Origin of the sequence: Herbaspirillum sp. GW103 (genome assembly GCF_000261365.1) — a bacterium.
In the GTDB taxonomy this organism is placed as follows: domain Bacteria; phylum Pseudomonadota; class Gammaproteobacteria; order Burkholderiales; family Burkholderiaceae_D; genus Herbaspirillum.
The window spans coordinates 388,940-410,334 of sequence record NZ_AJVC01000006.1 but is presented as its reverse complement, the minus strand read 5'-3'; the positions used below and the strand labels follow the sequence as shown (position 1 = coordinate 410,334).

General features: G+C 58.1%; 13 protein-coding genes and 1 pseudogene. 4 read left to right on the top strand and 10 right to left on the bottom strand.

The genetic code is table 11. The annotated features are described in order from the left end of the window. Nucleotides 1-3 precede the first annotated feature (3 nt). Nucleotides 4-2,745 (bottom strand): type VI secretion system Vgr family protein, encoded by a 2,742-nt coding sequence (locus GWL_RS20360; RefSeq protein WP_008333946.1) that lies wholly within the window; start codon nt 2,743-2,745, stop codon nt 4-6. Nucleotides 2,746-3,052: 307 nt separating this feature from the next. Between GWL_RS20360 and GWL_RS20350 the strand changes: the two genes are divergently transcribed. Continuing rightward, nucleotides 3,053-4,711 (top strand): acyl-CoA synthetase, encoded by a 1,659-nt coding sequence (locus tag GWL_RS20350; RefSeq protein WP_008333943.1) that lies wholly within the window; start codon nt 3,053-3,055, stop codon nt 4,709-4,711. Between the two features lie 94 nt (nt 4,712-4,805). On the opposite strand, the pseudogene GWL_RS20345 reads toward GWL_RS20350, so the two are convergent. The 3 genes and pseudogenes from GWL_RS20345 to GWL_RS20340 form a co-directional block, all read right to left on the bottom strand. Next, nucleotides 4,806-5,873, bottom strand: a pseudogene (locus GWL_RS20345) (DEAD/DEAH box helicase family protein); the annotation flags it as partial. A gap of 208 nt (nt 5,874-6,081) precedes the next feature. Then, on the bottom strand, nt 6,082-6,255 hold the full coding sequence (locus tag GWL_RS24145; RefSeq protein WP_202799765.1) for a restriction endonuclease subunit S: 174 nt from the start codon (nt 6,253-6,255) through the stop codon (nt 6,082-6,084). Between the two features lie 233 nt (nt 6,256-6,488). Continuing rightward, nucleotides 6,489-6,989: a hypothetical protein gene (locus tag GWL_RS20340; protein ID WP_034351525.1), complete on the bottom strand. Its 501-nt coding sequence runs from the start codon at nt 6,987-6,989 to the stop codon at nt 6,489-6,491. Nucleotides 6,990-7,126: 137 nt separating this feature from the next. On the opposite strand from GWL_RS20340, the gene GWL_RS20335 reads away from it, so the two are divergent. The 3 genes from GWL_RS20335 to GWL_RS20325 all read left to right on the top strand — a co-directional run bounded on the left by GWL_RS20335 (nt 7,127) and on the right by GWL_RS20325 (nt 12,752). Further along, nucleotides 7,127-8,473, top strand: coding sequence for a HipA domain-containing protein (locus GWL_RS20335; RefSeq protein ID WP_157174296.1), 1,347 nt, complete (start codon nt 7,127-7,129; stop codon nt 8,471-8,473). A 674-nt stretch (nt 8,474-9,147) separates the two neighbouring features. Continuing rightward, nucleotides 9,148-11,505, top strand: coding sequence for a hypothetical protein (locus GWL_RS20330; RefSeq protein WP_008333937.1), 2,358 nt, complete (start codon nt 9,148-9,150; stop codon nt 11,503-11,505). Nucleotides 11,506-12,203: 698 nt separating this feature from the next. Then, nucleotides 12,204-12,752 (top strand): YgjP-like metallopeptidase domain-containing protein, encoded by a 549-nt coding sequence (locus tag GWL_RS20325; RefSeq protein WP_081486106.1) that lies wholly within the window; start codon nt 12,204-12,206, stop codon nt 12,750-12,752. A gap of 172 nt (nt 12,753-12,924) precedes the next feature. Here GWL_RS20325 and gyrB read toward each other — a convergent pair whose 3' ends face one another. The 6 genes from gyrB to GWL_RS20295 all read right to left on the bottom strand — a co-directional run bounded on the left by gyrB (nt 12,925) and on the right by GWL_RS20295 (nt 21,297). Continuing rightward, complete coding sequence (gene gyrB / locus GWL_RS20320; protein WP_008333934.1) at nt 12,925-15,423, bottom strand: DNA topoisomerase (ATP-hydrolyzing) subunit B; 2,499 nt, start codon at nt 15,421-15,423, stop codon at nt 12,925-12,927. Nucleotides 15,424-15,559: 136 nt separating this feature from the next. Beyond that, nucleotides 15,560-16,666 (bottom strand): DNA polymerase III subunit beta, encoded by a 1,107-nt coding sequence (gene dnaN / locus GWL_RS20315; protein ID WP_008333931.1) that lies wholly within the window; start codon nt 16,664-16,666, stop codon nt 15,560-15,562. A gap of 654 nt (nt 16,667-17,320) precedes the next feature. Next, nucleotides 17,321-18,721 (bottom strand): chromosomal replication initiator protein DnaA, encoded by a 1,401-nt coding sequence (dnaA, locus tag GWL_RS20310; protein WP_008333930.1) that lies wholly within the window; start codon nt 18,719-18,721, stop codon nt 17,321-17,323. Between the two features lie 395 nt (nt 18,722-19,116). After that, nucleotides 19,117-19,884 carry a class II glutamine amidotransferase gene (locus GWL_RS20305; protein ID WP_034351523.1) on the bottom strand — a complete coding sequence of 256 codons (768 nt, stop codon included), beginning with the start codon at nt 19,882-19,884 and terminating at the stop codon, nt 19,117-19,119. Nucleotides 19,885-20,103: 219 nt separating this feature from the next. Then, complete coding sequence (locus tag GWL_RS20300) at nt 20,104-20,421, bottom strand: hypothetical protein (RefSeq protein ID WP_008333926.1); 318 nt, start codon at nt 20,419-20,421, stop codon at nt 20,104-20,106. Nucleotides 20,422-21,063: 642 nt separating this feature from the next. After that, the gene (locus GWL_RS20295) at nt 21,064-21,297 is read right to left on the bottom strand and encodes a hypothetical protein (RefSeq protein ID WP_008333924.1); all 234 of its coding nucleotides are present in this window, start codon (nt 21,295-21,297) and stop codon (nt 21,064-21,066) included. Between the last annotated feature and the right edge of the window lie 98 nt (nt 21,298-21,395).

The following is a 21,395-nucleotide window of genomic DNA, read 5'->3' as shown; positions in this document are numbered from 1 at the left end:
CGTCTACTCCTTCACAATGCGCAGGCGCGCGATGCGCATGGCCATGTCCTTGCTCAGCGCGGTACGGCCCTGTTCGTCGGTGACACCTTCAATGACGCTGCCATCCTCCAGCTCGATGCGATAGCGCTGCCGCACGTGGGGCCGGCCACTGCCACGCCGGGCCAGGATGAAGCGCTCGTCGGTACGTAGCGTGCTGGCCGGTAGCTCCACGCCAGGCGGCGCACTGTCGGCACCGCTGAGGTGATGGAAATCGGCCGAACGGATGGTGTGCTCGCCACGGCTCTGCTGGGTGATGACGCCGCCGCCCAGATCGATCTGCGCCCCTGCCGCCAACAGGCGCAGCTTGGGGGCTTCCAGGACGATTTCATCGGCAGCCGTCAGGACGATGCGACGCGCTGATGTCGCTTCGATGTCCCCGCCATGGGTCTGCAATTGCATCGGGCCGCTGGCGGCCACCAGCCGGATACCCAGCCGCTGCACAAACAGGCTGATGCCCTCGGCCACGCGCGCCAGCAACTTCCTGCCCACGGAGAGCTGGGTGTTGCCCACGCTGATGAGATCGACCTCCTTCTGCGCGCCAATGGCCACCCCTTCCTCGCTGGTGACGGCCACGCCCGCCGGCGCAGTCACGGCTACGACTGGCTGGCCGCCAGCGCCGCCCTCTGGCTGCGTATTGCTGCCAGCCTCCCAGGCATCGAGGCGCTCGCGCAGGCTGCTCAGGCTTTGCAGGCGGGTGCCATCGGCATGATGGGTCTCGGCCAGCGCTGCCAGTTGCTGCTGCACCTCCTGCAGTACATGCAGCAGTCCCAGCATCTCGGCGCGATCCAGTTGCGTACCAGCGGCCTGATCGCGCGCGGCCGCACTGATGAGCACACCCTGTCCACCCCGCAGTGCCAGGGCCTGGTCCGTGCGCAGCTCGGCGCCTTCGCCACGGGCCTCGCCATAGCCCTCGCTACGGGGATGGGTGAGCCAGCCGAGATTCAGTTCGCTTTGCCCATGTTGCGAAGCAAGCTGGGCGCTGATCTGGTGCCGGGTGTCGTCCAGGCGCAGCTGGTTGTAGCGCTGGCCCTGGATCTCCTTGCTCCTGATGCCGGCCAGGAAGCGATTGCCCGGCAGGCTGCCCACACGGCTGAAGGCCGGTGGCAGCGACTGGCCGTTGAAGAGGCGGCCAATGACGATGGGCTTGTCAGGATCGCCGCCGAGGAAGTCGACCAGCACCTCATCGCCCACGCGCGGCAGATGGATCGCGCCCCATTGCCGCCCGGCCCAGTGACTGGCCACGCGCACCCAGGCGGAATCGCGTTCGCTGTCGCTGGCGCCGGCACCACGGGCATGCTGGTGATCCTGCATGCGGGTGCCGGGAAAGCGCAGCTTGATGCGGCCCAGCGCATCGCAGTACAGCTCTTCGCCCGCCGGACCGACGACATGGGCACTCTGCAGACAGGGCCGGGGCAGATCCACCCGCGGGTCAAAGGGCGGCACCAGCGGTATGCCACGGCGTACGCAGCTGAAGCGATTCAGATACCGCCGGCCCTGCTCGCGGCAAAGCTGGCGCAAGTACGCCAGCTCCGTCAGCGCGCTTTGCTCATGCTGCGTGGCTTGCTGCAGGCGCTGGTCCAGCGAAGCCGGAAGATTGTTCTCGGCATGGAAGGCCAGCCGGGTGATGACGAATTCGCGCTCGTGGGGCTGATGTGCGTCCAGTTCGGGGTGATCCTCCACGCTGATCCATTCGCCCACCCGCAAGGCCCGCACGGTGGAATCAGCCTGGAAGGTCTTGGTCTCCTGTGCCAGCCGCTGCATGCGCGTCTTCGAAATCTGGTCAAAATCTTCACCATCATCGGCGATGTGCGGTGCCTCGACGAGATAGTCGTCCAGCAGCAGGGCGAGACGGTCACCCAGTTCCCCCTGCTCGGCAGAGATGTTCACTTCCCTGTTTAGGGGCCCATTCCGGGCATGGTCCCAGGTCTGGCGGCTGACACTGCCCGCGCGCTGGCGACGCATGGCGCGCCAGCGCACGATGCCGTCCTGCGCACCGGGCGCGTGATCCTGCCGGTAAGGGACGGTGCCGGCCGCGTTGCGCGGCAGCTGCAGGGGATCGTTGAACAGCACCAGCACATGCCGAGGACTACCGATCTGGCCGGGCGGGGACGGCTCGCCCGGACGGATGAACCAGCCGATGCCTCGCCGCTTCCACAGGCGCCGCAGGAAGTCGGCGTCGGATTCGTTGTGCTGCATGATGAATTCACGCGCCGGATACTGCTCCGCCAGCAGCGACCAGTCGACCTCGAAACTGCTGGCCAGGAGCGAGCTGCGCTGGCGCCATTCGTTGATGAGTACCTGGGTCACGTCCGTCTCGCTGGCGTGCAGGAACACTCGGGTGTTGATCCGTTGCCCGAGCAGGCTCAAGGCATCGCGCAGCACCAGACGGTAGCCGCTGAGTTCGTGATCGATCTGGTCCGCATCAGCTTCGGCGATGAAACCGCACACCGTGCGCAGTCGCCCCTGGTCGGTGACCAGCCGGATCTCTGCCGGCAGCGCCATGAAGTCCTTGAGCGGCAGGTCTTCATGCGGCGACAGGCACAGCAACTCATGCTCGCTGGTACCGCAGACCGATTCGCGGCCTGTCACCTGCCGTACCAGCAGCGCCTGCTGCAAGAACTGGTGCGACTGCGGCAAGCGCAGCCGGATGGCGCGGGCCTGTTGCGTCCAGGTGATGAAAGCCTCGGAGAGCGTGCGGTAAGGCATGCGGAGATCCTTGCTGGAGAATCCGTCCGGGCGGCATCCGGGAGCACGGACGATGCGCGGGCTGAACGGGAGGTGGCGAGAGGAGGGATCATGCTAGAGGAGCCCGATGCACCATGGGGAGAAGCGGCAGAGGTTGCGCGGCAAACTCGTCAGAGTTCGACGAAGGTCATTGCGCAGATGTCATTTTGTTGTGCCATGCCGATCCTCGGCGGGGGCGCTATGATAGGCGACGTGCCGGCCCGACCGGCACATGCGGAGCCCGGCCCCATGCAGGCAGGGCCCATCGAACCCCCATAGGAGACAAGACGTGCCACCAGACCTCGCGCCACGCCCCGCCATCACCTCGGCCCACTATCGTGCCGACGCCCCCGCTGCCTATGACTGGCAGATCCCCGAGTACTTCAACATCGGCCTGGCCGCCTGCGACCGCTGGGCCGATGGTAGCGACCGGCCGGCCATCATCGCCGAGGACGCCGATGGCACGGTCACGACCTGGAGCTTCGACCAGCTCAAGCGGCTGAGCGACCAGTTCGCCAACGTGCTGAGCGAGGCCGGCATCAAACGCGGCGACCGCATCGGCATTTATCTCTCCCAGCGCATCGAAACCGTCATCACCCACATCGCCGCCTACAAGCTGGGTGCGGTGACGGTGCCGCTGTTCTACCTGTTCGGGCCGGAAGCCATCGCCTATCGGCTCGACAACAGCGAAGCTTCTGCCCTCGTTACCGATGCCTCCGGCATGGACAAGGTCCATCTCGCAGGCGAACTGCCGGCGCTGAAGGTAGTGTTCTGCGTGGAGCAGTCCGATATCGTGCTGCCGCAGACCACCGACTTCTGGGACCGTCTGCGCGCTGCCCCGACCGTGTTCGAGCCGGTCATCACGCTGGCCGATGATCCGGCCATGATCATCTATACCTCCGGCACTACCGGCAAGGCCAAGGGTGCGCTGCATGCGCATCGGGTGCTGCTGGGGCACCTGCCGGGCGTGGAAGTCTCGCACGACAGTTTCCCGCAGCCGGGCGACCGTTTCTGGACACCCGCCGACTGGGCCTGGATCGGCGGCCTGCTCGATGTGCTGTTGCCCTCGCTGTATCACGGCGTGGCGGTGGTGGCGCGGCGGCTGGAGAAATTCGACGCTGCGACCGTATTCGGCTTGCTGGCGCGGCACGCGGTACGCAACGTGTTCTTCCCGCCGACCGCACTGAAGATGCTGCGCAGCACGCCCGATCCGCGCGCGCAATGGGACTTCGCGCTGCGCAGCGTGGCCAGTGGCGGCGAGACGCTGGGCGACGATCTGATCGCCTGGGGTCGGACGGCACTGGGCCTGACCATCAATGAGTTCTACGGTCAGACCGAATGCAATCTGGTGGTATCGTCCTGCGCGCAGCTCTATCCCGGTGCCTCCGGCAGCATGGGGCGGGCGGTGCCGGGACATGACGTGCAGATCGTGGATGAGGAGGGCCATGTCCTGCCGCGCGGCGAAGTGGGCAACATCGCCATTGGCGCGCCGGATCCGGTGATGTTCCTGCGCTACTGGCGCAATGAAGAGGCCACGCGCGAAAAATTCGCAGGCGATTTCCTGCTCACGGGGGACCTGGGCAACATGGACTCGCACGGCTACATCCGCTACCTGGGCCGCAACGATGATGTCATCACCAGTGCCGGCTACCGCATCGGCCCGGCGCCCATCGAGGAGTGCCTCATGCGTCACCCGGCGGTGCGCATTGCGGCGGTGGTGGGCGTCAAGGATGCCCTGCGCACGGAGGTGGTGAAGGCTTTTGTCGTCCTCAAGGAGGGACATGCTCCAGAAGCCGCCCTGGTGAAGGCCCTGCAGGAGCATGTGCGTTCGCAACTGGCAGCGCATGAATATCCGCGCGAAATCGCCTTCGTCGATGCGCTGCCCACTACGGCCACCGGCAAGATCATGCGCAAGGCGCTCAAGGAAAGCGCAGAGCGGGCCCCCTGAGGCGATGGGCTCAGACCCCGTGCACCAGCCATTGCATCAGCCACGACAAGCCGAACAGCAGGGCCCCGATCAATCCGCCGACCAGGGTGCCGTTGATGCGGATGTACTCGGTGCTCATCTGCTGATAGAGACCCTCGATGTCGGCCAGCTCGTAGCCGCCTTGCGTTCGGTTCTCCAGGTCTTGATAGGCACGCACGGCCGTGTCCAGCTCCTTCAGGATGCCGCGGTAATCCACCAGTACACCGTAGCGTTTGGCTTCGTGCAGGCGGTTCACGCGGGCCACTGCCTGGATCAGGCTGTGCTCCTTCAAGGGCTTGTCGATGTAGAGCACCGTGTTGCGCGGCTCATCAAAGCCCGTCAACAGCCGGTCAACCACGATCAACAGATCCGGCTCGCCATCGCTGCCAAAGTCCTGCAAGACCTGTTGCTCATAGCCTTCGGCATTCTTGCCGACATGGCTGTTCCACCATTTCTGCACTTCGGGCAGCTTGCTCTCATCCACCTCGGTATTGCCTTCACGGCTGTCTGGTGCGGAAATGATGACGGCACTGCTCACCAGGCCCGTGTCATCAAGGTATTGCTTGTAGCGAATGGCTTCCAGCTTGCTGGCGGTGGCCACCTGACCTTTGAGACCTTGCCCGAGCTTCTTGATGTTCTCGTTGAAATGTTGGGCGATGTCCCAGGCGATGAGTTCGATGCGGTTGGCGGCCCCATAGACGGCCTGCTTGTTGGCGAACTTGCGCTTGAGGTCGGCGGCCTGCTCGGGGCTCAACCCCGCCGTGATGCGATCAAACCAGCGGTTGACGGCCTCTTCATTGATGGTCAGTTCCGGCACACGCTCTTCATACAGCAGCGGTGCCACCGTGCCGTCTTCCACGGCACGCTGCATGGTGTAAGCATGGACGATGGGGCCGAACTTGTTGGCCGTCTTGTCCTTCTTCAACAAGGGCGTGCCGGTGAAAGCCACATAGGCCGCACGCGGCAGCGCCTTGCGCATGCGCTCGTGGGTTTCGCCACCGTGACTGCGGTGGCCTTCGTCTACCAGCACGATCATGTCTGCCGATGGGTTGTAGCACTCGGGCAGCTTGGAGGCAGTAGCGAACTTCTGCAGCAGAGTGAAGATGATGCGCTCTGAACCTTGGCCGATGCGCTTGGCCAGCTCAACTCACAGAGATATTCGGGAAGCAACAACGCCTTGTTGGGACGGGCGAAAAGCACGTCAATACAGTTCACCCCATCCAAGTGCTCTGGGACGACGCATGCGACCCCTGCGAATCCGGTCCGTACTACAACAACATCGCCGACATGCAATATCGATTTCCGATTTTTCGCGTGTCCTTCCGCAGATATGTATGCCCAGTTGGTTTCATTTAGCTGTTCTCTCGAACATTTTGAGAACGAAAGGCCCGAACACCACAACTTGAATCTACATAGTAGTGGCTTGGGTTCTGGGTAGCTTCAATCTGGCGGGCGATAATGTCCAGCTTGTCGTCCACGGCCGTGAGGATGGCGGCGATTTTTTGTTGTTCGGGAAGTGGTGGAATAAGTGCGCCTGCTTGCTAAGCTGTATGAAAGGGCCTCTTGAGCCGACTCGCGAGGTCGCCCACCAAGTGCTATCTGGTCTAGCAATCGCTAGGTAAGGGGAATCGGACCCGATGGACCAGAAGCCCCGCTAGTCGGGGCTTCTGCATTCTCAAGACTAGCGTTGAACAACAACCCAAGTTATCCACAGCCCTTTTGGGATTCGGCTCTCAATGCATCAAGGTGCGGATTTTCTCTACCTTTTTGATTTTCGCTTCTTGGTGGTTTCCGGTCGTGCAGCCTCCAAGATAGTTTTGACGACACTAGGATTTGCCTGGACGAGCCTTGCGTTCTCGGCGGCGTAGCCATACAGGTCCCTCAGAGCAGTCACCACGCCGGCTGACCTTGAGAATCCGCCCTCACAGTGGACGAGCAACGTGTGGATAGTATCTGGAAGCGCTTGGGTGAATCGCAATATGTCTTCTGCATCGTCTTTAGTCATTGCCGAAGGTAGTTTCTCCGCCGCGCGTGCCGAGAGCTCGCCAAGGAAATCGACGTCTGCGAAGCTTAGTCTCAGCAAATACTTGTACTCAGGCAGCTGGGCAGGATGTTTCTCAGGGGCAGTGATGGAAATCATGGCCACCCCGTCAATCAGCGGGATGCGTTCCGCGTCGCCTCGGGACAGGGCGAATACCTGCCTGCCCTGCGCTGACGGACGGTACAGTTTAGCAACGACGTCTTTGACTCGAGTGTTCATTGCATGAATTTATCGTTCCTGCGCGACGCCATGTCAAGGTCCAGTCGGGCGTGCATGACTGTTTTAGTTGGCCTCTCCTTTGCATACCCCGGAGGTGCCGTCTAAAGCATGAGTTTTTTCTTGCAGTGGAGGATGTGATGGATATAGCCAAGCTACTGGCAAGAGGTCGACCTAGTATCTGCGCGACTACAGCAAACCAGCTTATCGCCGACATCGAATACAGCCCTTTAGAGGAGGAGTGCAACCTCAGTTATAGCCGGGTGTGGAGAACATGGGACTATTCCTATCCACTGTCACCTCACCTTCCTCTCAAGGAGGGCCAAGCTCCCTACAGGGTGATTCGAGACCATTTGTTGAATCTTCTGCCAGAAGGGGAGGCGCGAGGACAAGCCGCTCGCCGATATCAGCTCAGTCACGCGAATGCTTGCGCAATGGCCGTCTATCTATGTCGAGAGCCGGCGGGTGCCGTGGGATTCGACCTGGATGTGGAGGAGTTGGGCGTTCCCGATGATAGACCGCCAGTCGTCCGTGAGCTGTCAACATCGGAATTGTCCAAACGTATCCGACACCGGGGCACCATCCCATTCGCTTTCTGGGATGATGTTTTCTACCAGTCGTTAGCCGGTGTACAAGATAAGCTCCAGGTGCGCCTGGAAGGCGATGACCTCCAGTTCGTCGGCGGATGTTTAAATTCGAGCCACATACTGAAACCCGAGCCCCACGGACAAAGCACGCGGCGCATGGTCGCTAACGAGCACTTCTGCATTTCTCTCGCTAGAACGGTGGGTTTACCTGTAGCCAACGTTGAAATCCGACGTGTCCCAGAACCCGTCTTGCTGGTGGAACGCTTTGACCGTGCCAGAAACATTGTCCGGCACCCGGAAATGGTTGAGCGTGTACACACCTTGGATGCGTGCCAAGCGCTTGGAGAACATCCCTTCTTCAAGTACGAGTGTCCAGAGGGGCATGGAGGCGGATATCGGGAGAGGCGTACCGGTATCGGCTTCCGTGAAATGTTCGAACTGGACCGACATTTCATGGTGTCCCTGGAAGGAAGGATGGCCATCGTGAGATGGGCACTTTTCAACATGCTCATTGGAAATAGCGATGCGCACGCAAAGAACTTTTCGTTCTTCCAGCATAGGCTCGGAATCATGCCGGCCCCGGCCTATGACCTCGTCTGCACGCGCGTCTATGACATGGGTAGTGAAATGGCGATGGCGTTCGGTAATGCCTTCTTGGTCGAGGACGTCGTTGCTGATGACCTAACGATTTTTGCGGAAGAAGCAGGTATTGCGCGCGACACGCTTGTTGAAGAACTGAAGGCCCTGGCTACTGCCGTGAGGGCACATGCGCCAATTTTGGCAAAGAGCGACGTTTACACGCAGCAGGAGCGGACATTGCTCCGTAAGATTGCTACCTCAATCGAGGGCCGTGCGGTACATTTGTTGAAAGTCGCGTCCGAGTCGCCCGGCAAGGAGTAGCTGAGGTCAATTCACGAGACTGCTCCATTCTAAAACGCTAGGCTCGAAAGGGACCACGTGAGGGAAAAGGCGCGACCAGCACAGCGCATTCTCGAGCCCGAAGGTGAAGTTCTCCAGATAGACAAAAAGTTCTGAGCTGAAAATCCTAAACGCTACAGGTTTTCGGCCGAGGGGTATGACTCAGATTATACCGGCCTGTACCTGCTGGTGGACCCAAAGGGAGCTATTCGTCCAAGGGACTTGGGGCGAATCTAGGGCATGGTTAGCGACCTGATTGGTACAGAGGTTACTGTTAGAACGCCCGCAGCACTGCCGGCGGACATTCGGGATACCATCCGCGTGAAAGAGAAGCCTATCTGAAAAGAATTTTCTTTCGGGTGGAGGGCAGTCGGAAGCGCATTGCGCAACCGTGACTTCTATTGCTCCCGAGGAAGTGGTGATACAAGTCGACCTCGCAGTCGTTAATCCTCTTTCGCAGGTACTTTTTGTTAGCATTAGAGTCACGATGGAAGTTAATTCTGATTTAACTTATAGGGCGGTAAAATATGTTCTTGATGTCCGCTTTTTTCGAGGCAATTTAGCGAACGCCTGATTACTGCTCTATGAAGTTGCTTTCACGTTGCTCGTTAGTGAGCAACATTCCGGTGCTGTTTGTGGGAAGAGGAGGGCTGCCCATGGAATTGCGCAACAGAGATTTTTATAAGATGACAGAACAAGTAAAACTAACCAAAGAATTGGTATCGCTCGTCCACTATGTGGAGCTGAATGAAAGTGGATGGGTTCAAAAAACTCTTGTCAAAATTATTCTTGCTGTTTTACGTGCGCGCAAAGGGGGCGCCATAACCAAGCAGGAACTACGTGAAGAAGTTAAAAGGGCGACGACTCATGACTTTGGTTCTGGGGCAATTGAGAAAGCGATTGCTCAGCTGTCGTCGGACAAGAAACTTTTAGAGAACCCTAAAGCCTGCTATCGGCTCCGGCAAGAGGCGATTCGCGAAATTGACGAGGCGATGGCAGCCACTTCTGCAGAAGAGGCTGCGTCTCGTGCTCGTTTCGAGGCATTGATTCAAGAAGCCGCTCCAAATGTGGATGCGTCGACGCTTTGGATTAGTTTCGAGAACGATTATTTGTATCCGCTTATTGCCAAGTCAGGTGCCAACACGCTCAACCTCATCTCGGGCGGGAATACTGAGCTCCCCACGGAAGGACTCGGCCCGGTGATTGAGCAGTTACCCGCCGAGGTGCGGGAAGCGGTAACCCACGCCATCATAAAGTTTCTTGACCCTAGTAACCAACAAACGTGTCAGTTCATTCTCAAGCGCGTTGCGGCGACTTTCTTCGTAAGCGCTGTAAGTTTAGATAACTCCACGATTGAAGCACTTGATAGAAAGCGCACTCGTAAGAGCTCCGTAAAGTTATTCCTAGATACCAACGCACTTTTTTCGGTGTTGTCGCTGCGTGACCATGACCAGGACGATAGCGTCCAGAGCCTGATGGCTTTGAACCGAAATCCAAATTCACCTGTACAGCTGAAGCTTTTCGTCTTTCCAGAGACCATTGACGAAGCAACGCGGGTCCTTAATGCGGCCATGCTTCATCTCGGTTCTAACCCGATGCCATCGAATGTTGCCCGTGTGGGTATGTATTCCAACCTGTCGGGAGTTTATGTCCGGTATTTTCAGGCCGCGAGTCAGTCGAAAACTGGACTGACTCCTAGTGAATACTTTGAGCCATATATTTCTGGCCTAGCGGGTATTTTGAGGGGCCGAAATATTGAGATTATTGACCGCTCATTGTTGCTTTCTACGCTAGACCAAGACTTCCTCGACGACGTATTGACCATGGAGGAGCGTGAGTCCAAGAAGCCAGAGGACCGTCGGAAGAACCATGAAGCTATCAAACATGACGTTTATGTCTGGCATTGCGTACAGCGAGCTCGCCCATTAGGCCTCGCCTCGCCACTGGATGCGACAGATTGGTTTGTAACGCTGGACAAGAGGCTCCTTGGATTCGATGCGTTTAAACGTGGACGAAATCCGAATTCCGTTCCCGTATGTATTGACCCGAGTAGTTTCATCCAGTACGCCCAATTCTGGACCCCGCGTTCCGCCGATTTTGAAAAGGCACTTTTTGGCAGTTTGCGACTCCCGCTTCTCTTCCGTGATTTCGATAGCGATACGGAAGATGTCACATTATCTATTCTTCGGAAGATGGCCAACTTCGAGGATGTGCACACGTTCTCGACCTCGGAACTCCAAACAATCCTTTTGAACCAGGCTGTTCGTTCTAGGTTTAAGGATGCCAAAACTTCAGAAGAAGAGGTGGCCATCATTCGTGACGAGCTGCTCGCTGTCCACGAAAGCACTGTTCAAAGAGTGAAGCAGTTGGAGGCGGAGGCTCAGGACAAGGACGCTCTCGTCGACCGTCGAACAAAAGAAGCAGCATTACTGCTTGACCAAAAAAACAATATTGAATCTCAAAAAAATGAGGTCTCAGAAGAAAGAGATTTCGCCCTTGGACAGGTCCAAAATGCCGATAAAAAACTCACGGAACTGGAAAGCCAGCTTGCCGTTGTAAATGCGGAAAAATCAAATATAGACCGGCAGCTTCAGCTTTACAAAGAAAAAGAGCAAAAAATAGAACAGCAGAGAGCTGCCCGTCAGGCGGCCTTGCGATTTATTCTACTTTGCGGAGTGCTTCCCGGGATTCTTGCTTTTGGAGTTGTTGGAGCATTGCTAGTGTGGTTCTTCAAAGTGAAATTCCCATTCGTTGTCGCTGCTGTAGTTGGCTTCCTTGTGTGTTTTGGCCTGCTTTGGCATGTCGGACGACAGCATGCATCGCTCGCGCCGTTTCCTAAGGTTCGGTACTGTATTGCAGCGCTGGGTATCGTCGGTGTTTGCGCGCTATTGCTTGTCAAAGAAACTGCATCGGCGCTGTATCAGAACTGGGTGCAGACCAACCAAGCAAAGCTACCAGGTGCGATTACTTCGGCGTTAGGTGGAGAAATGCAGAAATCCTCTGACAAGGAGTGAGCCTAGACTATTGGTGTGACAGGCCACGCAGAGTTTCACGCCAAGCCAGATAATATGGGACGCTGCTGTGCAGCTGTCGAACATCAGGCTTTTGGCTTGTACAGACTAAGCTCTAGCTAAGTGCAATTACGAAATGCGACAGCAAGAAATCTGCAAAAAATTGCTCTATCGGAAGATGTATTTTGTGATTCCCATATAGTTGGACCTGATGGGTGACGGTTGTTACGAAGCACATGCATGAGCCTAGTGCGCGATGCGATGCAGAGATGAGTCGCACGTTTTGCTTCTAAAAATCTCAAGAGATGCTTATCGAAGACGCGCAAAGCCAGACCCGGTGGGGTTGGAAAATCTCACTTTATGGTGCCTGCTACACTCAATTGTAGATAGCCACATAACCCGAGAAAAAAGGGTCCATAAGTGATAAACATATGGACCCTTTTGCATTTAGGGGCGTCATGACCTCGCAGATAAAGCGTAGTGTTGATGAACCTAGCCCCCTGGCTGCACACCCATCATATTCCAGTTCTCTGGAGTTCTAGATTGCCTTCAATAGACTTTGACGTGGTTGGATAAAGGCTCTCCGGGGATGAGACTAAAATTGCAGTTTTCGGGGGGGAGTCCGCTTTGTTTCAGATTCATAATGGCTCTGCCTTTTTGAATCAGATCTTCCATCATTCGTTGCTCTAAGTTCTCCAAATGTGAGAGTACGCGAGAAGCTGGCGCTGGTTAACAAGCCATATGCTGAAGATGTCATCGTGACCGGCAGCCGGCTCAAGTATTGCGGGCGCAGCTATTTCACGGAGGTTCGGCACGTGTCTGCTCTGACAGCGCCACGGCTGACTTTTACAGCGTCACGCTTTATTGTGGAAAGTCCGTGGGGGGCCACAATCACATCTCAGGCCATGGCCCCCCTGTTGGAGGATTTCTACCGTAAGCGCGCGGAAGAGAAACTGCTTCCACGGGTTCGACATTGGGAGCGCAAAACAGGGCTGAAAGCGGCAGGGGCCAATATCCGACTTTTTCAAAGTCGATGGGCAAGCTGCGACGCCGGGAACGTCTTGCAGTTTCACCCAAGAGTAATGGAACTGGCCGGCAGTGTGCAGGACTACATCATAGTCCATGAGCTATGCCATACCATCGAGAAGAATCACACCAAAGCCTTCTGGAGCCTAGTCGGTCAGGTCATGCTGGGGTGGCGGCAAGAACACGAGGTACTGGAGCAAGCGGCATTTGGAAATGCAATATAGCTGCTTTGCTTAATCGTAAAAACAAACGGCCACTTCTTGGAAGTGGCCGTTTGTTTTTCGAAGCAACTTTGAAAAGTGAAGCATCGAACTGAGCTATCGAGCGGCACCGTTTGATAAAAATCTCAACGGATGCTTCTCAAAATCTCAGGTTATGGCTCCCGCTACATTGAGATCAAACGTCAATATTCCCCGCCTGCAACGCATTGGATTCAATAAACGCCCGACGCGGCTCCACATCATCGCCCATCAAGGTCATGAAGATCTGATCCGCAGCAATCGCATCCTCGATCTGCACCTTCAGCAAACGACGCACAGTCGGATCCATGGTGGTTTCCCACAGCTGCTCGGGATTCATCTCACCCAGACCTTTGTAACGCTGCTTGTTGACGCCACGCTCAGCCTCATCACGCAACCAGGCCATGGCCTGGCGGAATTCGGTGATGACCGATTCCTTGCGCTTCTCGCCCTGGCCGCGCGCCACGATGGCACCCTTGCCGATGAGTCCCTTGAAGGTCTCGGCCGCCGTCGAGAGCTGCTGGTAATCCGGGCCGCTCACGAAGTCCGCATCGATCACGGTCGCCTTGATGTTGCCATGCTGGCGACGATGGATATGCAGCGCCACCTTCTCGCTATGCTCATCCACGCGCGCCTGCACGTCGATGTTGATGTCGTTGATGGCCTTCTTCAGGTCTTCCGCGGTGGCGGTGGCCTGCTCGATGTTGTCCATCTTCAGCGCCACGCCACCGGTCATGATGGCGTTCAGGGCCGATTCATCGATCGCGCGCGACAGGCGCATGATGATGGCGTTGGCCGTGTTGTACTGCCGTGCCAGTTCCACCAGCGCTTCGCCGCTGATCGGCGCAGCACCTTCGGAAGGCTTGATCTCGGCGTCGTTCAGGGCGATCTGCATCATGTACTGCGCTTCCTCGAAGTCGTCCTTCAGGTAGCGCTCGTCCTTGCCCGCCTTGACCTTGTACAGCGGCGGCTGGGCGATATAGATGTGGCCGCGTTCGACCAGCGCCGGCATCTGGCGATAGAAGAGCGTCAGCAGCAGCGTGCGGATGTGGGCGCCGTCAACGTCCGCATCGGTCATGATGATGATGCGGTGATAGCGCAGCTTGTCCGGGTTGAATTCGTCAGCACCGATGCTAGTGCCCAGGGTCGCGATGAGCGTCGTGATCTGCTCGGATGAGAGCATCTTCTCGAAGCGCGCCTTCTCCACGTTCAAGACCTTGCCGCGCAGCGGCAGGATGGCCTGGAATTTACGGTCGCGGCCTTGCTTGGCCGAGCCGCCTGCGGAGTCACCCTCGACGATGTACAGCTCGCACAGGGCCGGGTCACGTTCCTGGCAATCGGCCAGCTTGGAAGACAAACCCAAACCATCCATCACGCCCTTGCGGCGCGTCAGTTCGCGTGCCTTGCGCGCAGCCTCACGGGCACGCGCGGCTTCGACGATCTTGCCGCAGATGATCTTGGCATCGTTCGGCTTCTCGGCCAGGAAGTCGGTCAGGGTCTTGGCGACGATTTCTTCCACGGGGCCGCGCACTTCGCTGGAGACCAGCTTGTCCTTGGTCTGCGAACTGAACTTCGGTTCCGGCACCTTCACCGACAGCACGCAGGTCAGGCCTTCGCGCATGTCGTCGCCGGAGATCTCGACCTTGGCCTTCTTGGCGAGATCGTTTTCTTCGATGTACTTGTTGATGACGCGGGTCATCGCGGCACGCAGGCCGGTCAGGTGGGTGCCACCGTCACGCTGCGGGATGTTGTTGGTAAAGCACAGCACCTGCTCGTTGAAGGCGTCGTTCCATTGCATCGACACGTCCACCGATACCAACGTGCCCTGGTCGGATTGCTTCTCGCCGGTAGCCTGGAAAATGGTCGGGTTGAGGATGCTCTTGTTCTTGTTGATGTATTCCACGAAGCCGCGCGTGCCGCCTTCGAAGGCGAAGTCCTCTTCCTTGCCGGTACGCTGGTCGGTCAGCTTGATATGAACGCCATTGTTCAGGAAGGACAGTTCACGGATACGCTTGGCCAGGATCTCGTAGTGGAATTCGACGTGGGTGAAGATTTCTTCGTCGGCCCAGAAGTGGACTTCGGTGCCGCGCTTGTCGGATTCGCCCACGACCTTGATCGGGGAGACCTGCACGCCATCGATCATCTCCAGCTCGCGGTTCTGCACGATGCCCTTGGCGAATTCCATCGCGTGCACCTTGCCATCGCGGCGGATGGTGAGCTTCAGTTTCTTCGACAGTGCATTCACGCACGACACGCCCACGCCGTGCAGGCCGCCGGAGACCTTGTAGGAGTTCTGGTCGAACTTGCCGCCGGCGTGCAGTTCGGTCATCACGATTTCGGCCGCCGAACGCTTGGGTTCGTGCTTGTCGTCCATCTTCAGGCCCGTGGGGATGCCGCGGCCGTTGTCGGTGATGGAGATGGAATTGTCGGCGTGGATGGTGACGTGGATCTCGCTGCAATAGCCGGCCAGGGCTTCGTCGATCGAGTTGTCCAGCACTTCGAACACCAGGTGGTGCAGGCCGGTGCCGTCAGAGGTGTCGCCAATGTACATGCCGGGACGCTTGCGCACCGCCTCCAGCCCTTCCAGGATCTGGATGGAAGAAGCGCCATAGCTTTGTTGCGCGGAATTGGTGTTGTCTGCGGGGCTGGAGGACATGGTTACCTTCTGAAAATGCTAGCCAAACGACTAGGGAGCTGCAAAAAACGGAATTCTGGGGACGAATCTTTGGAATTCTTAAAAGCAACCGAGGGGCCGTCTGGGACGGCCCCTCGGGCGCGTGGAGCGGGTTTGCTCAGATCCGCATCGGCATGACGACGTACTTGAAGTCGGCGTTGTCAGGGATGGTGATCAGGGCCGACGAGTTGGCATCGCCCAGGGCGATGTTGACGTAGTCGTTCTTGAGGTTGTTGAGCACGTCGAGCAGGTAGCTGACGTTGAAACCGATGTCCACGGTGTCGCCGCCGTAGTCGATTTCCAGTTCTTCGACCGCTTCTTCCTGGTCGGCATTGGTGGAGCTGATCTTCAGGCTGCCCGGTGCGATCACCCAGCGTACGCCCTTGAACTTGTCGCTGGTCATGATGGCCGCGCGTTGCAGCGAGCGCAGCAGCTGGTCGCGGCTGATGGTGAAGCTGTTCTTGTAACCCTTGGGCACCACGCGGGTGTAATCGGGGAACTTGCCTTCGACCAGCTTGGAAATCAGCTCGATGTCGGCGAAGGTCAGCTTGACCTGGTTGTTGGCGATCTGCAGCTGGACTTCCTCGTCGCTGTCGTCGAGCAGACGTTGCAGCTCGATGATGGTCTTGCGCGGGATGATGACTTCCTGACGCGGGAAGTCTTCTTCGGTCTCAACCTGGCAGAAGGCCAGGCGGTGGCCATCGGTAGCCACTGCGATGACGTTCTTGCCTTCCACCACCAGCAGCAGGCCGTTGAGGTAGTAACGGATATCCTGCTGGGCCATGGCGAAATGGACCATGTTGAAGAGATGCTTGAGGGTCTTCTGCGGCAGGTTGACCTGGGCGTTGTACTGCTCGGCCTGTGCCACCGTGGGGAACTCCTCGGCGGCCAGTGTCTGCAGGGCGAAGCGGGACTTGCCCGATTGCACGGTCAGACGCTTGTTGGAGAGCGAAATCGCCACTTCGCCGGAGTCAGGCAGGGCGCGCAGGATGTCGAGCAGCTTGCGCGCCGCCACGGTGGTGGCGGTCGCTTCGCTGCCGGAACCGACGTCGGCGTGCGTGGTGATCTGCACTTCGATGTCGGTGGACAGGAAAGACACCTTCTCGCCGTCCTTGCGAATGAGAATATTGGCCAGAATCGGCAATGTGTGCCGACGCTCGACAATACCACTCACGATCTGCAGAGGACGCAGGAGCGTGTCTCGTTGGGTTTTAACCAATTGCATAGTCAGTTTGTCCTTGCTAGTAGTGGTTTAAAGGGCGCCGTCGGCCGGCGTTCAGTCATGCCCATGTCGCGCGTGTTCCTCCTCTGGGTGAAAAACAGCTGCTCTCTGCACTGCAACCTGCCTGAAATACGCAACGCTCCTGCTCGTGCATGACCGGCCGCTGCCGGTCCGAAAACCCGTTCCCGAAAAGCTGGTGATACAGCGACCCGGCATTGTCCATCTGCGCTTGACAAGCCCGGGTAGCCAGAACCACTTGGCTATACTTTTGGAACATTTGAATACTTTTGCCGGATCTTGCCGGGTAGTTATTCGAATTTTCCGTGCTACTTCGCGGATTTCCTGCTCCATGGCCGGCCCTTGCGTCCGCCTGCGAAATAACGCCTTCCATTGTACCAATCATCCCCTCTTCGGAGTAGTGCGGCGGGGGTCCGGCAAGGGCTTTGGGAGGGAAAAAATGGACGGCGAAGCTGCTGTGTTGTCTTTTCTTTCATATGCCGCCGAAAGCGGGATTTTTCAATTATCCACAGGCGGTTTTGACGAAATTCGCCATTGTTCTGCGGCAATGCCCTGTGCAAAAGAAATGCCGCCCGGTTCACGCTGGAAGCGGGCGGCATGTCGATTTATCCACAGGCGTTTTCGCCGGGAGTGAGCGGATCAACCCTTCAGGGTTTGCTCCAGCACGTGCAGTTCATGGTTACACTCCGGGCTCTTGGCACGGTCGGCCGCGATCTTGCGCACGGCGTGCAGCACGGTGGTGTGGTCGCGCCCGCCGAAGAGGTCGCCGATTTCCGGCAGGCTCTTCTGGGTCAGCTCCTTGGCCAGGTACATGGCGATCTGGCGCGGTCGGGCGATGTTGGCCGGGCGCTTCTTGGAATACATATCCGCGACCTTGATGTTGAAGAAATCGGCCACGGTCTTCTGGATGTTTTCCACCGAGATCTGGCGATTCTGTACCGACAGCAGGTCCTTCAGGGCTTCTTTGACCACGTCGATGGTGATGTCCTTGCCGTGGAAACGGGAGTAGGCCAGGATCTTGCGCAGGGCGCCTTCGAGCTCGCGCACGTTGGAGCGCAGGTGCTTGGCCACGAAGAAGGCGACGTCGTCGGACAGCACCACGTCTTCGGCGGAAGCTTTCTTCATCAGGATCGCCACCCGCATCTCCAGCTCGGGCGGCTCGATGGCCACCGTCAGGCCGGAGTCGAAGCGGGAGATCAGGCGGTCATCCATGCCGCTGATTTCCTTGGGATAGGTATCACTGGTGATGATGATCTGCTTCTTGGCCGCGATCAGGGCTTCGAAGGCGTAGAAGAATTCTTCCTGGGTGCGGCTCTTGCCGCCGAAGAATTGAATATCGTCGATCAGCAGCAGGTCCAGCGAATGGTAATAGCGCTTGAAATCGTCAAAGCCCTTGCGCTGGTAAGCCGTCACCACATCGCGTACGTATTGCTCGGCGTGGATGTAGCGGATCTTGGCGCCCGGGTTATCCACAAGCACCTGATTGCCGATGGCGTGGATGATGTGGGTTTTACCCAGACCCACACCGCCGTACAGGAACAGCGGGTTGTAGGACGTGCCGGGATTGTTGGCCACCTGGGTGGCTGCTGCGCGGGCCAGCTGGTTGGCTTTACCGGTCACCAGGTTGTCGAAGGTCAGCACCGGGTTGATGCGCGACTGTTCCTGGCGCGGGGCTACCGCGCGCACCGGCTGGGCCGGTTCCGGATCGAGGTGCAGTTGCTCGTGGTTGGGCAGACCCAGGCCGCTGGCGCCACCGCCATTGGCTTGCGCGTTGGCGGCCGGGCGGCGGCCCTGGTTGCCGCGCGGGTCCAGCACGAACTGCACTTCGGTGGGCGCGTCCCAGTATTCGCAGGCCAGCGCGGTGATGCGGTTGGCGAACTGCGTCTTGACCCAGTCCAGCTTGAAGCGATTGGGCGCGGCAATGCGCAGCAGCCCGTCCTCGAAGTCGAGCGGGACCAGCGGCTTGATCCAGGCGCTGTATTGCTGAGGCGTCAGCTCCTGCTCAAGTTTGTGGGAGCAGGCCTGCCAGAAGTTTTCCATGAAGCTTTCTTGTCGGATGATTGCGGCGCCCGACCGCCGCGTCCAGGGGACGGGCCTGTGGACGATGTCGTCCGGGCGCGAAACGAGGGACGCATTTTACTCCGGTAAACTGAAGTTATCCACAGGCGATCCGGCAAAAAACCCTGAAAAACTTCATCTATCCACAGGCTGCGCAGCAGGCATCTTCGTCGTGTTCACGCAAAGGCGCTTGAGGGGCGGGTGATAGGGGGACAGAGTAACGATCTTGTGGAAAACACAAGCTCATCCTTGGGGACGCGGTTTTTTGTAACAGCCTGTGCAAAACCTGAGAGAGGGACGGATCCTGTCCCCGATTTCCCCTGTGGGCAAATGAAATGATGTGACATTCCGGCTGTGGATAAGATAAATAACCGCCGTCAGTCGACCACGGCCCCATCGACAAAGACCTTCATTTCACCGGCCTGGTATTGCGTCCAGACTTCATTGTTGGTCAGCGGCTGGGTGACGATCACGGCCACCCGGTCATTGGTGGTGGTGACTTCGGCAAAGTCCACCGACAGATCCTCGTCGGACAGCTTGGCCTTCGTGAAGGGATGCTGGCGGACGATGTAATAGAGGTGGGTGGAGCAGTGGGTATAAAGCGCCGAGCCGTCCGAGAGCAGCATGTTGAAGGTGCCATGGCTGGCGATGCCCTCCACGATCCCGCGCAGTGCAGTACGCAGGTCCGCCAGCAAGGGCAGGGTATCGCCGAAGCGCTTGCGCAGCTCCTGGAGGATGAAGCAGAAGGCCAGTTCACTATCGGTGGTGCCGACCGGGCGGAAAGGCCCGTCCAGTGTGGGGGTGAAGTTTTTCAGGTCACCATTGTGGGCAAATACCCAGTAGCGTCCCCACAGCTCGCGCACGAAAGGATGGCAGTTGGCCAGTGTGACACGCCCTTGTGTCGCCTTGCGGATATGGGCGATGACATGCTGCGACTTGATCGGATAGCGCTTGATCAGCTCGGCCACCGGGGAATCCACGGCGGCCTGGTGATCGACGAAGGTGCGCACCCCGGAGCCTTCGAAGAAGGCGATCCCCCAGCCATCGCGATGATGGTCGGTCAGCCCGCCACGGGTGGCAAAGCCGGTGAAGCTGAAGACGATATCGGTGGGGGTGTTGCAGTTCATCCCGAGAAGCTGGCACATGATGTCTTGCGGTGAGGCTGTGATGATAGTCAGCTGGACAAGTTATCACGATTGCCGCCGCCCATGACGCGGGCTGTGGACAAAAAAAGCCCCGCGAGCTTGCGCTGGCGGGGCTAATCCTTCCTAAAGAGGGAGGAGGAGACACAGTACGTACTACAAAACTTCAACTACACGACCAGAAGCCGGTGGGCCTCGAACTACGGTCAGGCGGGGACTGGATCAATCACGCGCGGCCATGTTGCGCAGTTCGGCGGCAAAACTCGGTTGGGACAGGCTGTATTCGTTGGCCATGCGGTTCAACATCATCTTGCCGCTGAACTTGTGCGCCAGGATGCGTTGCTCCAGCGACTTGCGCGGCTTGATCAGCAGCACGGCGGCTTGCGCCAGTCCCAGGATCAGCGGCTTGAACACCATCATCAGGGTCACCAGTGCTCCCAGACCCAGCGCCGGACGGACATAGGCCGCCATCAAACCCAGGAAGGACTGCGCGAAAGGCAGGGCGGCTTCTGCGGGAAAGGCAAGATTCAGGAAGGACATGATATTTCTACCTCTGATAATCAGGCCGCGACACGATTGCGCGGCGTTCAAGTTCACTGTTGTTGCGTCGCAGTATGAATCTTGGCCTCTGGATTGACTACTTTAGAGTTCTCATATCAGTTATAGCGTTTGTGAATAAGAAGGCTCCGGCATGCCGGTTCACTCTCAATCCCGCGTAAAACCGGCTTCCTGAGCGATGCTGGCGCGTCCTTTGTCGGCAACATGGCTGCATGAGCCCCTGTTGTCTGATCGCACTGATGTGGTTTTGCAACGCCATTTGACGGCAAGGAGCGCGGCGGTGAATATCTGACTTGCGGAAATTGGCAAAAAGGCTCACGTCGGAGCCCGGAGAAATGAAGGCGCCGAGGACAACAGGCCCACCCGGCGCGGCTTTGCGGGCAGTCCACAAAAAAAAACCCCGCAGGCTGTGCCTGCGGGGTTAATCCTTCCTAAAGAGGGAGGAGGAGACAACGGATCGGTGTCCTGACGCGTTGATCGAATCAGCGTCAACATAAGCGCCGTAAGCGCCGGGAACTACCGAAATCCTTCACTACCGGCATCAAGCTCTTGGGCTGATGCCAAGGTCACGCAGAAGTCATGCGGACCGGTAAAACTGGAATCTGGTGAAGCAGAAACCTTCGATTAACCGCGCGAAGCGATGAAGCGCAGTTCAGCAGCCAGGTTCGGCTGGGTGGCTTCGAACTTGTCAGCCATGCGGTTGAGCTGGCGGCTGCCGGTGGCGCGATCCTGTTCGGCGGCGACCAGAGCAACGGCTTGCAGTTCGTGGGCCTTCACGAAGTGCACGAAGATGTTGCGCATGACGGCGGCGAACTTGCTCTTGAAGGTGCTGTTGGTGCTTTGTGCGATGGTTGCCATGATTCGATCCTTGACGTTGTGTGTTATGTTGCATTGCAGTGTAGTGAACTCACATTTGTTTGACCACTTTCCGTTTCGGATATCAGTTATATAATCTG